The organism is Streptomyces virginiae (genome assembly GCF_040638905.1).
GTDB lineage: Bacteria > Actinomycetota > Actinomycetes > Streptomycetales > Streptomycetaceae > Streptomyces > Streptomyces virginiae_B.
This window is the reverse complement of record NZ_JBEZYV010000015.1, coordinates 120506-136571: the sequence shown is the minus strand read 5'-3', so window position 1 is coordinate 136571 and position 16066 is coordinate 120506. Positions and strand designations below refer to the sequence as shown.

Here is a 16066-nt window from a genome sequence, read left to right as displayed (position 1 = left end):
CGGAGAAGCAGGACATGGACGCAACGACCGACGAACAGACCGCAGCACCCGTCGCGATCGTCGGTATGGCCGGCAGGTTCCCCGGGGCGCGGAACCTGGAGGATTTCTGGCTGGCCCTCTCGGAGGGCGAGGACTGCTTCAGCACCCTCGGCGACGAGGAGCTGCGGGCCGCCGGCGTCGAGGAACGGCACCTGGGGGACCCGCACTACGTGCGCCGCATCCCGCTGCTGGAGGACGCCGACCGGTTCGACGCCGCGTTCTTCGGGATGACCCCGCGCGAGGCCTCCATGCGCGATCCGCAGCAGCGGCTCTTCCTGGAGCTGGCGCACTCGGCCCTTGAGGACGCGGGCTACGACGCCTTCGCCGTGCCCGGCACGGTGGGCGTGTACGGCGGCGCCGCCTCCAACCGGTACGCCGAGTTCAACATCCGGGCGAACAAGGAGCTCGCGGCCCGCGCCGGCGCCCTGTCCCTGGACATCTACAACAACAACGACTACGTCGCCAGCACCGCCTCCTACCGGCTGGGCCTGACCGGGCCCGCCCTGTCGGTGGCCACCGCCTGCTCCACCTCCCTGGTGGCCGTGCACCTGGCGTGCGAGGCGTTGCGTTCGGGCGAGTGCGACGTCGCCCTCGCGGGCGGTACGGAGATCGAGCTGCCGTACGGGCACGGCTACCGCTGGGCGCCCGGCAGCATCTACTCGCAGGACGGCGTGTGCCGGCCCTTCGACGCGAAGGCCAACGGCACGGTCTTCGGCAACGGCGGCGGTGTCGTGGTCCTGAAGCTGCTCGCCGACGCGCTGGCGGACGGTGACCCGGTGCGGGCCGTGATCCGCGGCTCGGCCGTCACCAACGACGGTTCGGACCGGGTCAGTTTCAGCGCGCCGGGCGTGGACGGGCAGATGCGGGCCGTGGTGGAGGCGATGACCGTGGCCGGGCTCGCGCCCGCGGACATCGACTACGTCGAGGCGCACGGCACCGGTACGGACATCGGTGACTCGATCGAGATCGAGGCGCTCACCTCGGCGTACCGGTTCCTGGCCGACGGCGGCGGGCTGACCCCGTCGAGCGTGGCGCTGGGGTCGGTGAAGTCGAACATCGGCCACCTCGGTCCGGCCGCCGGCGTCGCGGGGCTCATCAAGACCGTCCTGTGTCTGGAGCACGGCGAGCTGGTGCCCACGGTGCACTTCACCGAGCCCAATCCGAAGTTGAACCTGGGAGCCACGCCGTTCCGGGTCGTGGGCCAGCGCGACGCCTGGCCGGGCGGGGGCGAGCGGCCGCGGACCGCCGCCGTAAGCTCGTTCGGCGTGGGCGGCACCAACGCGCACGTCCTGTTGGAGCAGGGGCCGGCCGCCCGGCCGGGCACTCCGGCCGACGGGCCCGAGCTGCTCGTCTGGTCGGCGCGCACGGAGCCGGCCGAGGCTGAGGTCCGCGCGCGGCTCGCCCGGCACCTCACCTGGCGGGGCGAGGACGCCTTCGTGGACACCGTCTCGACCCTGCGCGGCGGCCGGACCGCGCACCGGGAGCGGCGGGCCGCCGTCGCCGGGTCGGCCCGGGACGCGGTGGACCTGCTGTCCGACGCGGAGGGCCGCGGCGTGATCCGCCCGGCGGAGGGGGCGGCCGCCCGCCCGGTCGCGCTGCTCTTCCCCGGGCAGGGCTCCCAGCGGCCCGAGATGGCCGCCGGCCTGATGGGGTACGACGCGACGTTCACCGAGACGATGCACCAGTGCCTGGACACGGTGGCGGGGCTCGGCCTGGACCTCGAACCGGCGTGGCGCGGGCCGCACGCCGCCGAACTGCTGGGGCGCACCGAGTACGCGCAGCCGTTGCTGGCGTCGGTGGGAGTCTCGCTGGCCGCGATGTGGCGGGCGTGGGGCGTGTCCCCCGTCGCACTGCTGGGCCACAGCGTCGGCGAGCTGGTCGCGGCCGTGGTGGCGGGGGTGACGGGCCTGGAGGACGGGCTGCGGCTGGTGACCGTGCGGGCGCAGGCCATGCAGGCCATGCCCGCCGGCTCGATGCTCGCGGTGTCCCTGGGTGAACGGGAGGCCCGGGAGCTCCTGGGCGCCGCCGACGGGGTGGTGTCGGCGGCGGTGAACGGCCCCCGCCAGAGCGTCCTCGCGGGCCCCGCCGAGGCGATCGCCGCCGTCGAGGCCCGGCTGGTCGCGGACGGCGTGCAGTGCAAGCTGCTCGCGACCTCGCACGCCTTCCACAGCCCGGCCATGGCCCCGGCCGCCGAACGCTTCCTGGAGGCCTTCGACGGGGTGTCCCTGTCCGCGCCGCGGATCCCGGTGGTCTCGGCCGCCACAGGCCTGCCGATGACCGACGGGCAGGCGGTGGACCCCGCCTTCTGGGCCGGGCAGTTGACCACCCCGGTGCTGTTCGGGCCGGCGCTGGCGCGGCTCCTGGACGGTCAGCGGCTCACCACGCTGGAGGCCGGCCCCGGACGCGCCCTGTCCACACTGGCGCGCCGGCACGGCGCGGACGTCCTGGCCGTACCCGGCCTCGGCCCCGCCGGGAGCGACCGGGAAGCCGTCCTGGCGGCGGCCGGAGCGCTGTGGACCGAGGGGCACGACCTGCGCTGGGAGGCGGTCGGCCCCGCCCGTCCGGCCCGCCGGATCTCCCTGCCCGGCTATCCGTACCAGCGTGAGCGGCACTGGATCAGCCCGCCCGCGCCGACGGCACCGCAGGAGTCGGCCACGGCGACCGGGACCACGGTGACCGAGCCGGAACGGCCCAGGACGGCGGACACGCAGGATCAGCCGGCCGCGGCCGCGCCGACCGCGGCCGTGCAGGAGGCCGCTGCCGTACCCGCGCCCTCTCCGCTGTCGGTGATGCGATGGGAGGAGTTGCCCACCGGGACGCGGCCGCCCCGCCACCGCAGCAGCGTCGCGCTGGCGCTGCTGCCGCAGGACCCGGACGCCGCCCGCCACGTGACGGCCGTGCTGGGCCGGGCCGGGCACCGCGTGGTGCCCGCCCGGCCCGACAGTCTGCGTTCCGTGCTGGACGGCCTGCTGGCCCGGGGCGAGGAGCCCGCCGTCTACGTGCACGCCCTCGCGGCGCAGCCCTGGCCGCAGGCCACGCCGGACACGGTCGAGGAGCAGGCCGCCGCGGGCGTGGAGAGTGCGTACGCCCTCGTCCAGACCGTGGTCCGGCACTCCCGGCTGAGGATGCCCGCCCGGTTCCTGCTGCTCGCGGCGCATGCCGCCGACGTGTCCGGCGGCGAGATCGTCAATCCGGCCAAGGCGGCGCTCGCCGGGCTGGCCCGGACCGTACCGCTCGAAGTGCCCGGCGCGCAGTGCATGCTGCTCGACGTCTCGCCGGGCACGGACGCCGATCTGATCACCCAGCAGGTGCAGGAGCCGCAGTGGCCGGCGGTGGTCGCCCTGCGCGGCGACCGCCGCTGGGTGCCGGTGGAGGTACCGGTCCCGCACGAGCCGGCCACGGAGCCCCCGGTCCGCCCGGGCGGGACGTACCTGATCACCGGCGGGTTCGGCGGCCTCGGGCTGGCCGTGGCCCGCGGGCTGGCCGAGACCGGTCTCGCGCCCACCCTCGTGCTGGTCGGCCGCTCCGGTCCCACCGACGCCGCGGCCGAGGAGGTGGCCGCTCTCGAAGCGCTCGGCGCGACGGTGCTGGCCGAACGCGGGGACGTCACCGACGAGCAGTCCATGCGGGCCCTGGTGGAGCGCGTCGAGGGTTCGGCCGGGCAGGTCCACGGGGTCCTGCACGCGGCCGGGCTGCCCGGCGAGGGCATGATCGCCTTCCGTACGCCCGAGCAGGTCAGGGCGGTGCTGTGGCCCAAGCTGCTCGGCACGCTCGTGCTGGAGCGGCTGTTCGCGGAGCGGCCCCGGCTGGACTTCTTCACGTCCTTCTCCAGCCGCGCCTCGATCTCGGGGCTGGTCGGCAGCGCCGACTACGCGGCGGCCAATGCCTTCCTCGACGCCCACGCCGCCGTCTCCCGGCACCGCTGCGTCAGTGTGAACTGGCCGAGCTGGGCGAGCGTCGGGATGGCCGCCCGGTCCACGGTGGACCCGGGCAGCGGTGAGCCGCTCTCCGCGTGGACGACGGAGCGGCGCCGGGCTCCGGAAGCGCTGGTGTACGAGGAGGAGTTGACGGAGAAGGACTGGGTGCTCGACGAGCACCGGTTCGCCGGGCGGGCGGTCCTGCCGGGCACCGGTCATCTCGACCTGGTGGTCCGCGCGGCCCGGGACGTGTGCCCGCGGCTCGCTGGCGTACCAGTGGATTTGGGGGAAGTGGTGTTCCGCCGGCCCCTGTTCGTCGACGGGTCGCAGCGGGTCCGGGTCGTCCTCGAACCGCGTGGCGCCGATGCCTGGGCCTTCTCGGTCCTGACCGGCTCCACCGTGCACTGCGACGGCCGCATCGGCGTCGCGGCCGAGCCGTCCGCGCCCGAGGTGGACCTGGCGGCGGTGGCCGCGCGCATGACGGAGACCGTCGACGCGTCCGGGGCCGGGGACCTGGCCGAACTCGGGCCGCACTGGCTCAACGTCACCGGACTGCGCCGCTCCGCGGACGAGCAGCTGGGGTCGCTCGCCCTCGACGAGCGCTTCCGCGCCGAGACGGACGGCCGGCCGCTGCACCCCGCGCTGCTCGACAGCGCGACGGCGCTCACCCGGCGCCGCGAGGACGCGCACCACCTGCCGCTGCTGTACTCCGCGGTCACGGTGTACCGCGACCTGCCCGCCGAGTTCACCAGCCACGTACGGCACGTGCGCGGCGGCGGCGACGGCGGAGTGCTCGTGTCGGACATCGACCTGGTGGACCGGGACGGGGTGGTGGCGGTCTCCGTGCGCGGCTTCACGATGCGCAAGGTGGAGGGCAATCCCTTCGGGGCCGGTCCGCCGTCCGGGCAGCGTCCCCCGGCGGAGCCCGCAGGGATGCCGTCCTCGGACGGCATCCCGCCCGGGGAAGGCGTGGCCCTGCTGTTCGACGTGCTGAGCGGGCGTCCGGCGCGCCAGGTCACCGTACGTCCCTACCGCGACGGGGCGCCGGTGCCGCCCGGGACGCCGCGTGCGCCGCTGGCTCCGCCGGCGGCGGCGACCGCGGCGCCGAGCCCGGTGCCGGCCCCGGCCGCACCCCCGGCGCTCGTTCCCGTCCCTGCCCAGGCGGCGCCGCCCGGGCCGGTCCCCGTCCCGGCCGCCGGCAGCGGCAGCGGCGCCGGTGCCCCGGACATCGCCGAGATGCTGGAGGAGACCTGGCGGGCGGCCCTCGGCATGAGCTCCATCGACCACGGCGCGGACTTCTTCGACCTCGGCGGGGACTCGCTCAGCGCCGTCGGTCTGATCGCGGAGGTCCGGGACCGGCTGGGCGTCGAGCTGAGCATCGGCATGCTCTTCGAGTTCCCGACCATCTCGGCCCTGGCCGCCCAGCTGCGCGGCCGGACGGAGGGAACCCGGTGAGCGCGCCCGGACGGGACGACACAGAACCGCGCTGGTCCGTCCGCGGGGAGCACCGCGAACGGGCGCGCCTGCGGCTGTACTGCTTCCACCACGCGGGCGGGTCCGCCTCCGAGTTCGCCCGCTGGCACCGCTACCTGCCCGAGGACGTCGACGTGTGCGCCGTACAGCTCCCCGGCCGCGGGGCGCGGGTCAAGGAGCGCCCGCACACCCGCATGCGCCCGCTCGTGGAGGAACTGGCCGGGCAGCTGGAGGCGGACCTGCCCATGGTGTTCTTCGGGCACAGCTTCGGCGCGCTGGTCGCGTTCGAGCTGGCCAGGGTGCTGACGGAGGCGGGCGGGCCCGCGCCGCTGCACCTCTTCCTCTCCGCCCGGCCCGCCCCCGGCCTGGTCACGTACCGGGGCCGCATCCACGACCTGCCCGAGGAGGAGTTCCTGGACGTGATGGACAGCCGCCACGGCGGAGTCCCGGCGGAGCTGCGCGAACATCGCGAACTGCGCGGGATGGTGCTGCCGTACTTCCGGGCGGACTACGAGGTCATCGAGACCTACCGGCCGGCCGCGGCCGCTCCCGTCCCGGTGCCGGCGACCGTGCTCGGCGGTACCGACGACTCGATCCCGCTGGAACAGCTGGAGGCGTGGCGGGAGCACCTGTCCGGCCCGTTCGGGCTGCGGATGTTCCCCGGCGACCACTTCTACCTCCGGCCGCGGCGGACTGCCGTGCTCGGCCTGGTGCGCGCGGTGGCCGGATGAGTACGGACGTACGCGCCGCGCTCGCGAAACGGCGGCTCGGCGCACCGTATGAGCTGCTGCTGTTCGCCTTCGTGGTGTCCGGGCTGGGCAACTGGATCTACCGCCTGGCGCTGCCGCTGATGGTGTTCGAGCTGACCGGCTCGGCCCTGAACACGGCGGTGGTGTACGCCCTGGAGTACGCGCCGCTGCTGCTGCTCTCGCTGCCGGGCGGCGTCATCGCCGACCGGTTCGAGCGCAGGCGGATCCTGGTCGTGGGCGACCTGGCCGCGACGGTGCTCGCGGGGATCCTCGCGCTCGTCGTGACGTCGGGGTCCTCGTCGGTGCTGCTGGTCTACCTGGCGGCGTTCTTACTCGCGTGCGTGGAACCGCTGTACTACCCGGCGTTCCAGGGGATGGTGCCCGACCTGGTCCGCGACAAGGACCTGGAACGCGCCAACGCCTGGATGCAGATGGGGGACAACGTGATGAGCCTCGCCGGTCCCGCCGTGGCCGGCGTGCTGATCGCGGCGGTCGGCTACGAGGGCGCGATCTGGGCCGACGCGGGCACGTTCGCCGTGTCGGCCCTGGCCATGGTCGCGATCAGGACCAGGTCGAAACCGCCGGCCGCGCGGCCGGCGGGGACGGAGCCGGTACGCCGGGACCTGCTGCGGGAGGTGAAGGACTCCCTGGTGCACATCACCCGGGACAACCGCCCCCTGCTCAGCGGGGCGGTCCTGTTCGCCCTGGCCAATCTGGGCACCTGGCTCGTGCAGGCCAACCTCGTCTACTACCTGAGCGACTACCAGTCGATGTCGCCGGCGCTGATCGGGGTGGTCTTCGCCGCGCAGGGCGCGGGCGCGGTGCTGGGGGCCGCCGTGTGCCCCTGGCTGGGCCGCCGCTTCGCACCCGGGCGGGTCGTCATCGCGGGCACGGTGCTGGCGGGCGCCGGCATCGTCCTGCTGATCCCGCTGCGGGACGTCGTGAGCATCTCCGTGCTGTGGGCGCTGATCTACGGCATCGGGACCGTGAACATGGTGAGCTGGTTCGTCCTGCGCCAGCGCACCGTGCCCCCGCAGATGCTGGGCCGGGTGGTCGCGACCACCCGGATGATCGCCTTCATGTCGATCCCGGTCGCCTCGGTGCTGGGCGGTGTGCTGGAGCAGCGGTGGCACAACATGTACCTGATCATCGCGATCGCGGGTGGGCTGCGCCTGCTCGTCGGCCTCGGGGCGCTGCTCTCGCCGCTCAACTCGTCGGCGGGATGGCGCAATCCGGCCGATTCCTGACGGCGGCGGGGCCGGCCGGTACGACGACCGCGGCCAGGATCAGTCGCCGGGCGGCCGCCCAGCGCCCCTCGTAGACGAGGGGCGCGGGCGGCGGCTCCTCCCCCGTCCCTCCCACGATCTCGGCAAGGAAGGTCCCGCCGGCAGGATCGAAGGTGACCGAGGCGTCCCGGAAGCCGAGCCGGCGCCTCGTCATCGGGAACCACGCCTTGTAGACGGCCTCCTTCGCACAGAACAGCAACCGGTCCCAGTGCACTTGGGGGAAGTCGGAGGCGAGGGCGGCCAGCCGCTCGCGCTCCGCGGGGAGGGTGATCGCCCCCAGCGTCCGCCCGGGCAGCGCCGCGTGGGGTTCGGCGTCGATCCCGACGGCCCGCACGTGGTCGCTGAGCGCGACGGCCGCCGCCCGGTACCCGGCGCTGTGCGTCATGCTGCCGACCACTCCGTGCGGCCACAGCGGGGCGCCGCGCTCGCCGGGCAGTACCGCGACGGGCGGTACGCCGATGTCCGCGAGGGCCTGCCGGGCACAGTGCCGGACCGTCGTGAACTCCCGTCGGCGCCCTTCGTGGCGCGCCGCCCCGAGTGCTTCCAATTCCTCGGGAAGAAGAGTGGATTCGGGTACGTCGGCATAGCTCTCGGCACATGCCACGGCGGCCGGAAGGATCAGTTCGAGCACTTCAGGACCCTAGCGACCGGAACCGTTCTTCCGCCATTTCTGCGGGTCGTTGCGGCTGCTAGCGTGAGTCGGGACCGGCAATTGCATTCGAACGAAACCCAGAAGTTCGTTCACCGAGGGGGATTTCCGCAATGACCAGCGGTATCGATGATCTGCCGACCTCCATATCGGCGCCCGTCACCGGCCAGACGAAACGCCCGCCCGGTCTGCGGCTGCCCGCGGTGGTCCAGACCCTGTTGTTCGCCCAGTACCGGCACCGGCTGTTCCCGTTGCTGAAGCGACGGCACGGGGACGTCTTCACGCTCCGGCTCATGACGCCGACCCGCCATCTGGTGATCCTCACCAAGCAGGAGGACATCAAGACGGTCTTCGGTGGTCCGGTGGAGGTCCTGCACGCCGGCGAGGGCAACGCGATCATGGGGCCGGCGCTGGGAGAGCACTCGGTGCTCCTCACCGACGAGGCCGAGCACCGCAGGGCCCGCCGGCTGCTGATGCCCGCCTTCACGGGCGCGGCGCTCGCCGGCTACCAGGAGATGGTCGGCGGGCTGACGCGGGCGGAGGTGGAGAGCTGGCCCGAGGGGACGGTGTTCAGCTCCCACGAGCGGATGCAGGCGCTGACCCTGGAGGTGATCCTCCAGGTGGTGTTCGGGGTGACCGACGAGGCGCGGCTGAAGCGGATGCGCCCGCTCGTGCGCGGCATCGCGGACATCGGTCCGGTCACCCTGCTGGGGCTGCCCTATCCGCTCCTGCAGCGCTTCGGGCCGTGGCGCCGTCACATCGGGCTCCAGCGCGGGCTGGACAAGCTGCTGTACGCGGAGATCACCGCCCGGCGCCGGGCCGCGGACCTGCACAGCAGGACCGACGTGCTGTCGCGCCTCCTGCAGGCCGCGGAGAACGAGGAGGGCGGCGGGTTCAGCGACGCGGAACTGCGCGACCAGCTGATCACCCTCCTCCTCGCCGGGCACGAGACCACGGCCACGGGCCTGGCCTGGGCCCTGCACGAGCTGGTCCGCCGGCCCGAACAGCTGCGCCGGGCGCAGCGCGCCGCGGACGAGGGCGACGACGCGTACCTCACGGCCGTCGCCAAGGAGGCGCTGCGCCTGAAGCCGGTGGTGTACGAGGTGGCCCGGCAGCTCACGCAGCCGCTCACGGTCGGCGGCTACCGGCTGCCCGCGGGCGCGACGGTGATGCCCGCCATCGGCATGGTGCAGTCGGACCCGGCCTACCACGACCAGCCCGACCAGTTCCGTCCGGAGCGCTTCCTCGACGGCCAGCCGCCGGCCAACACCTGGATCCCGTTCGGCGGTGGCGCCCGCCGCTGCATCGGCGCCGGCTTCGCGCTGCTGGAGGCGACCGTGGCGCTGCGCGAAGTACTCCAGCGGTACGAGATCCGACCCGACCGGCCGGCTCCGGAGCAGCAGAAGGCCCACCACGTGACGCTGATCCCCGCCCGGGGTGCGCGCCTGGTGGTGAGCCGCCGCCGCTGAGCCGGCTGTCCCGCGCCGGGGCCGCCCCGCGCCGGGGCGGCCAACGGCCGGTGTCAGCGGGCGACTTCCGCCAGGACCTCCAGGCGACCGGTGAGGTACCGCTCCCGGCACAGGCCGCGCTGGACCTTGCCGGAGGAGGTGCGCGGGATCGTGCCCTTGTCCATGGCCACGACCTTGTCGGGGGCGTGGCCGAGGTGTTCGCGCAGCCGCTTCATCACTTGCGCGGCCACCTCCTCGTGGTTCTCCACGCCCTTCGCGGACTCGAAGGCCACGATCATGCGCTCGGTGTCCGGCACGGCGAAGGCGGCGCACACGGGACGTACGCCCTCGACCTTGGCGGCCACGTGCTCGTAGTCCTCGGGGTACAGGTTGCGGCCGGAGACGATGATCATGTCCTTGATCCGGCCGCAGACGACGACGCCGCCGTCCTCGGTGCGGTAGCCGAGGTCGCCGGTATGCAGCCAGCCGTCGCGCAGGACGGCCGCGGTCGCCTCCGGGTCCTGCCAGTACCCCTGCATCAGCGAGGGGCTGTGCACGCAGATCTCGCCGACCTGCCGCTCGCCCTGCGGCTTGCCGTCCGCGTCCCTGATCTCGACGCGGACGCCGGGTACCGGCGGCCCGCAGACCGCCAGCGCGCGGGCGTCCGGGGCGCCGGCGGGCACCGGACGGGCGACCCCGCCCGCCTGCAGGCCGTCGCGGGAGACATGGTCCCAGACCAGCGGCCGGGTCGCCTCCCCCATGGCCACGGCCAGCGTCGCCTCGGCCATCCCGTACATCGGGGTCATGGCCCGGGGCGTGAGCCCGTAGACCGCGCCGGCCTCGACGAACTGCTCCAGCGTGCCGGCGCGGATCGGTTCGGCGCCGTCCCCGCACACCTCCAGCCGTGACAGGTCGAGGTCGCGCGGGCGCAGCCGCATGCTCTGGGCGGCGAGGCCGTAGGCGAAGTTGGGGGCGACCGTGCTGGTGGCCTTGAACCGGGACAGCGCGTCCACCCAGGAGTCGGGGCGGGCCAGGAAGTCCTCCGGGGGCTGCAGGACGAGCTTGATCCGGTAGGCCATGCCGGACAGGACGGAGATCAGGCCCATGTCGTGGTAGAGCGGCAGCCAGCTCACGTGCACGCTGCGGTCCCGCTCCAGCTCCAGCCGCTCGCAGCACACGGCGGCGTTGGTGAGCATCTGCCGGTGGGTGAGCGCGACCGCGCGGGGCAGACCGGTGGTTCCCGAGGTGAACTGCAGGTACGCGAGGTCGTCGGGCCGCGTCTCGACCGGCCCGCTGATCTCCTCGCGCTCCGCGGCCAGGTCGCCGCAGGTCAGTACGGGACGCTCGCCCGTGATCCGACCGGTCACGAAGTCGCCGAAGGCGTCGGCCACCACCACGCAGCGCGCGTCGACGTGGTCGAGCCGGCGGTTGACCTCGGCGACGAACTCCGGCAGGTCCGACAGCCGGTGCGGCAGGGGCAGGATGACGGGCACGGCGCCCGCCCGCCAGGCACCGAACAGGCTGAGCAGGAAGCCGGGCGAGGTCGAGGAGACGATCGCGACGCGGTCGCCCTTGTTCACGCCCGCCCTGACCAGTCCGCCGGCCACCCGGCGCGCCCCGGCGGCGAGCAGGGCGTAGGGCAGCGGGGTCTGGTCGAGCTGCCGGTTCACGACGGTGATGCCGCGCGGGGTGGCGGCGGCCAGCTCCAGCACCTCGGGCACGGTCACCGCGCCGAACATGTCCTCGGGACGCGGGTGGTCCATGGTCTTCTCTTCCCCGTTCATCCGGCGCTCCGCGCCAGCGTGTGCAGTTCGTCGATGAAGCGGTCGGCCAGGTCCCGGACCGTCGCTTCCGTGTGCAGGTTGGTGCTGTAGGTCCACACCAGGCGCAGGGTGCCGTCCGAGGCCATCGCCATCAGGTCGAGGGTCCGGGTGCGGTGCCCGAGGCCGCTGCGGTGGTGGCCGAAGGAGTCCACGACGGGACGGGCGTCACCGGTGAAGTACTCGCTGACGTCGCCCCAGTAGTTGAAGCCGATCTCCGGGACGGGGATCCGGGCCATCCGGGCCCGTACGGCGGGGTCGGGGTGCAGATGGCGCAGGAGGCCGTACCCGACGCCCTGGTGGGGCATCTCCCGGATCTGGTCGCGGACGTCGGCGAGCTCGCCGGGGCGCAGGACCAGCGGGGACAGCGTGGAGAAGCGGGCGACGGTGCGGGAGATGTCCAGCGGGCCGAAGGCGCTCTGCCGGCCGTGTCCCTCGATCTCGACGACCAGTTCGGGCTGCCCGGTCCATGCGGTGACGGCCCGGGCCAGCGCGGTGAGCAGCACCTCGCGGATCTCGACCCCCAGCCGCCTCGGCAGCCCGGTCACCACGGCGGCGGCGGTGTCGCCGGCCACCTCGGTGAAGTGACGGACTGCGGAGGCCTGCGTGTTGGGGCCGAGGCGGTGGTCGACGGGCAGCGGCAGCGGCGAGAGGTCGGCGAGCCTGCTCCAGTACGGCAGTTCCGCCTCGACCTGCTCGCTCGCGGCGTGCGTGTGGAGCTGCTCGGCGGCCTGCGGCAGCGAGGCGGTCTTGGGAGGCAGGTGCGGTTGGTCGCCCCGCTCGATGGCGAAGTAGGCCGTGCGCAGGTCCTCGTAGAACACGCGGGAGGAGTAGTAGTCCATGACCAGCCAGTGGGCGCTGACCAGCAGCCTGGGCCTGCGCCGCGGGCCCAGGTCGAACTGGGTGAGCTGGACGGTCATGCCGTCGGCCAGGTCGAGGGCGCTGTTGCGGAGCGCGACGTGCCGGGCGATCTCCGCCTCCACGTCGGCGTCGGCGACGTGGCCGAGGTCGACCTCCGAGACCCGGGAGGCGTCCGGCGCCCGCATGGCGGGCAGTTCGGCGTAGGGGCCTCGGGCGTCGATGCGGAAGCGGGCGCGCAGTCCGTCGTGGTGGGCGAGGACGGTGGCCAGTGCCCGCAGCAGCGCACCGGGCTCCAGCCGCCGGTCGAGCTCGAAGACGGGCCACATGCCGTTCCAGTGGTCGGCCGCGGCGAAGTCCTGTTCGAAGAACCAGAGCTGGCTGGGCGACAGGCCGGCGCGGCCGGTGATCTCCGACTGGTCGGCCGCGGCCGCGGGCCGGTCGGTGGCGCACCCGGCCTGTTCGGCGATGGTCGGACGGGCGAAGAAGTCGGCGAGCGTGAGGTGGAGTCCCTGCTCGGCCGCCTTGGCGACGGCGCGCACGCCGAGGAGGGAGTCCCCGCCGAGCGCGTAGAAGTTGTCGTGGCGGCCGATCCGCTCCACGGGGAGCACGGACGCCCAGGCGCGGGCGAGCGCCTCCTCGACGGGGGTCGCGGGCGGCTCGTCGCCCGGCGCGACGGCCGCCGGCACCGGCAGGGCCCGCCGGTCGAGCTTTCCGTTGGCGCCCGTCGGCAGCCGGTCCAGGGTCATGACGACGGCGGGGACCATGTACGAGGGCAGCTTGGCGGCGAGGTGCTCGCGCAGCTCGCCCTCGGCGAAGTCGGCCCCGGTCTCGGGCACGGCGTAGGCGAGCAGCCGCTTGCCGTCCTGGGCCACCACGACCGCGGTGCGGACGCCGGGGTGTCCACCGAGTACGGCCTCGATCTCGCCGAGCTCGATGCGGTGACCGCCGATCTTGACCTGGAAGTCGTCACGGCCGAGGAGTTCGAGGGTACCGTCGGGGAGGTAGCGGCCGAGGTCGCCGGTCCGGTACAGGCGTTCGCCGGTGGCCGGGTGGACGATGAACTGCGCGGCGGTGCGCTCGGGGTCGCCCCAGTAGCCGCGGGCCACGCCCACGCCGCCGATGTGGAGTTCGCCGGTGACGTGGTCCGGCTTGTCGGTGAGGTCGGAATCCAGGACGTGGAAGGTCTGGTTGCGCAGCGGGGTGCCGTACGGGATGCTGCGCCACTCGGGGTCGATGCCCTCGATCGGGTGCCAGATCGACCAGATGGCCGCCTCGGTCGCGCCGCCCAGGCTGATCAGTTCGGGTGCGCCGGAGGAGACGGCCCGGACCCGCCCGGGCAGGCTCAGCGGGATCCAGTCACCGCTGAGCAGTGCCGTCCGCACCGATCGGGGGAAGGCCGCGCCCTGCTGCTCGCAGTGTTCCACCAGCAGTTCGAGCAGCGGCGGGACGGTGTTCCACAGCGTCACCCGGTGCTCGTCCGCGAGGGCCGCCCAGCGGCCGGGGTCGCGGGACTCGCCGGGCGCGGGCAGGACCAGCGCCCCGCCCGCTCCGAGCACGCCGAAGACGTCGTACACCGACAGGTCGAAGCTCAGCGAGGACAGTCCGAGGACCCGGTCCTCGCGGCCCACGGCGAAGCGGGTGCTGATGTCGTCGACCGTGTTCACCGCGGCGCGGTGGCTGATCATCACGCCCTTGGGGCGGCCTGTCGAGCCCGAGGTGAAGATGACGTAGGCGAGGTCGTCGGGGCCGGTGGCCGCAGGCGGGACCGGTCCGTCCGCCGCGTCCCGCCCCGGCTCCCGCTCCACGGTCAGGGCGGTGACGCCCTGCGGGACGTAGGCGCCGGGCTGGGTGACCGCGACGCTCACCCCGCCCGCCGCCAGCAACTGCTCGACGCGCTCGCGCGGCAGGCCCGCGTCCACGGGCAGGTAGGCCGCGCCGGCGCGGAGCACGCCCAGTACGGCGGGGACCTGCTCCCATCCCTTGTGCATGAGGACGGCGACCAGGGTGTTCGGCGCCGCGCCCAGTTCGCGCAGCCGGCGGGCGATACCGTCGGCGCGGCGATCGAGTTCACCGAAGGTGAGGGTGGCGTCGGCGCTGATCACGGCCGGCGCGTCGGGGTGTGCGGCGGCCTGCCGGCCGATCGCGGCGTGCAGGAGTTCGCCGGGCTGCGGGCCCGTGGTGTCGTTCACGGACCTGCGGACGGCGGCCTGCCGTTCCGGCAGGCCGACCGGTGCGGGATCCTCCTGCTCCGCGATGCGCCCGACCAGGTCGACGTAGGCGGCGAACATGTCGTCGAGCACGCCCTCGGGGAAGACCTCCTCGACGGCGTCCCAGCTGATCAGCAGGTCGCTGCCGCGGGCCACGACCTGGTTGTCCAGGTAGACCTGGGGGGTCTGGGAGACGGCGTACGCGGTCTCGAAGACCATGCCTTCGAGGGAGCCGAGGCTGTCCTGCTCGCGCAGCAGGCTGGTGAAGACGACGGGCATCCGCGCCTGGGTGCCGTCCCCGCGGCGGGCCAGCTCGCGCTGCACCTCGACACCGCTGAAGCGGGCGTGGGCGAGGTCGCGGCGCAGCTGCCCCTGGATCCGGGTCGCGGCGGTGGCCAGGTCCGGTGCGCCGCCGAGGTCGCACTCCAGCAGGATCGTGCTGGTGAAGTCGCCGATCAGCCGGTCGATGTCGACGTGCCAGCGGGGCCGGTCGGCGAGGGTCAGGTTGAGGGTGAACCGGGACGAGCGGCTCCAGGTGCGCAGCACCTGTGCGTACGCGGCGCACAGCAGCACCGAGGGCGTGACGCCCAGGGCGTTCGCGCGGTCCCGGATCTGCCGCCACACCCGGCCGGGCAGCCGGCGCTCGCGGCGTACGAAGGCGGGCGCCTGGGCGTGGGCGACGGCCCGCACGGGCAGTTCGGGAGCCGGCGGCAGCGTGTCGACGCGGTCCAGCCAGTACGCGCGGGCCTGCTCGTGGCCGGGCTGCGCGCGGTGGGCGGCGACGCCGTCGAGGTAGTCGCGGAAGGCGACCGCGGGGGCCGGGCCGAGAGAGTCGGCGTCGAGGATCAGGCGGATCCACTCGGCCAGCAGGACCTGGATGCTGCCCGCGTCGATGAAGAGGAGGTCGACACTGATGTGGAGGCGGAGCCGGCCGGCGTCCAGCTGGTGGGTGCGTATGTCGTACAGGGGCCAGGTGTGCGGGTCGAAGACCTGGGCGGCCATCTCCTCGCGGGTCTCTTCCAGGCGACATCGTCCGTCGGCCTCGGGGAGCCCGCTCAGGTCGCCGTGGCGGAAGCGGTAGTAGGGGACCTCCCGCGCCACCTGCTGACGGCCGTCGGGCAGCAGCGTCGCACGCAGCATGCCGTGGCGGCCGATCAGGGTGTTGAACGCCTCCTCGACACGGTCGCGGTCGGCGGTGAACAGGTCCACTTCGACGTAGAAGTGGGCGGAGCGCCCGCCGAGGTCGAAGCCCCGGCTGCCCAGCCAGTACGCCTGCTGGACGTCGGTCAGTTCGAAGGGCTCGTGCTCGCGCCCGGGTGCCGGAACCAGCTGCGGGACGGCCCCGGCGTCCGTACCATGGTTGAGCAGCGCCGAGGCGAGCGTCTCGAGCGTGCAGTGGCCGAAGAAGATCTCCAGCGGGAGGTCGGTCGTACAGGCGGTGTCGATCGCGGACTTGAAGCGTACGGCGTCCAGCGAGTCGAGGATCAAGGGCTCCTGCGGATCGACCTGGCGGTCGTAGTCACTGTTGACCCCGGCCAGCAGGTCGCGGAGCCGGGTCAGGCCCTCGTCCTGGTCGGGAGCGGGCACAGCGGAGAGTTCGGACATCGGTTCCCCCGT

General features: G+C 73.9%; 7 protein-coding genes. 4 read left to right on the top strand and 3 right to left on the bottom strand.

Annotated elements, in window-relative coordinates; translation table 11 throughout:
- Window positions 1-14: 14 nt before the first annotated feature.
- The 3 genes from AB0F82_RS22050 to AB0F82_RS22040 are packed head-to-tail and all read left to right on the top strand — an operon-like array spanning window position 15 to window position 7425.
- Complete coding sequence (locus AB0F82_RS22050) at window positions 15-5411, top strand: type I polyketide synthase (RefSeq protein WP_362630309.1); 5397 nt, start codon at window positions 15-17, stop codon at window positions 5409-5411.
- Window positions 5408-6160: a thioesterase II family protein gene (locus AB0F82_RS22045; RefSeq protein WP_362630306.1), complete on the top strand. Its 753-nt coding sequence runs from the start codon at window positions 5408-5410 to the stop codon at window positions 6158-6160. The genes AB0F82_RS22050 and AB0F82_RS22045 overlap by 4 nt, the downstream gene beginning before the upstream one ends.
- Window positions 6157-7425 (top strand): MFS transporter, encoded by a 1269-nt coding sequence (locus tag AB0F82_RS22040; protein ID WP_356812334.1) that lies wholly within the window; start codon window positions 6157-6159, stop codon window positions 7423-7425. Before AB0F82_RS22045 ends, AB0F82_RS22040 begins: the two co-directional genes overlap by 4 nt.
- Here the strand turns inward: AB0F82_RS22040 and AB0F82_RS22035 are convergent.
- Window positions 7385-8095, bottom strand: coding sequence for a 4'-phosphopantetheinyl transferase family protein (locus tag AB0F82_RS22035; protein WP_362630303.1), 711 nt, complete (start codon window positions 8093-8095; stop codon window positions 7385-7387). The two genes, AB0F82_RS22040 and AB0F82_RS22035, sit on opposite strands and share 41 nt — an antisense overlap.
- A gap of 131 nt (window positions 8096-8226) precedes the next feature.
- Here AB0F82_RS22035 and AB0F82_RS22030 point away from each other — a divergent pair, with 131 nt between their 5' ends.
- Complete coding sequence (locus AB0F82_RS22030; RefSeq protein ID WP_362630301.1) at window positions 8227-9582, top strand: cytochrome P450; 1356 nt, start codon at window positions 8227-8229, stop codon at window positions 9580-9582.
- Window positions 9583-9635: 53 nt separating this feature from the next.
- Here the strand turns inward: AB0F82_RS22030 and AB0F82_RS22025 are convergent, their stop codons facing one another.
- Window positions 9636-11345 carry an AMP-binding protein gene (locus AB0F82_RS22025; RefSeq protein WP_362630298.1) on the bottom strand — a complete coding sequence of 570 codons (1710 nt, stop codon included), beginning with the start codon at window positions 11343-11345 and terminating at the stop codon, window positions 9636-9638.
- Entirely contained in the window at window positions 11342-16054 is a 4713-nt protein-coding gene (locus AB0F82_RS22020) for an amino acid adenylation domain-containing protein (RefSeq protein WP_362630295.1), read from the bottom strand. Before AB0F82_RS22020 ends, AB0F82_RS22025 begins: the two co-directional genes overlap by 4 nt.
- Between the last annotated feature and the right edge of the window lie 12 nt (window positions 16055-16066).

Bases quoted from the DNA above. Each gene is read 5' to 3' on its own strand.
- AB0F82_RS22050 (WP_362630309.1), top strand. From the start codon at position 15: ATGGACGCAACGACCGACGAACAGACCGCAGCACCCGTCGCGATCGTC.
- AB0F82_RS22040 (WP_356812334.1), top strand. From the start codon at position 6,157: ATGAGTACGGACGTACGCGCCGCGCTCGCGAAACGGCGGCTCGGCGCA.
- AB0F82_RS22030 (WP_362630301.1), top strand. From the start codon at position 8,227: ATGACCAGCGGTATCGATGATCTGCCGACCTCCATATCGGCGCCCGTC.
- AB0F82_RS22025 (WP_362630298.1), bottom strand. From the start codon at position 11,345: ATGAACGGGGAAGAGAAGACCATGGACCACCCGCGTCCCGAGGACATG.
- AB0F82_RS22020 (WP_362630295.1), bottom strand. From the start codon at position 16,054: ATGTCCGAACTCTCCGCTGTGCCCGCTCCCGACCAGGACGAGGGCCTG.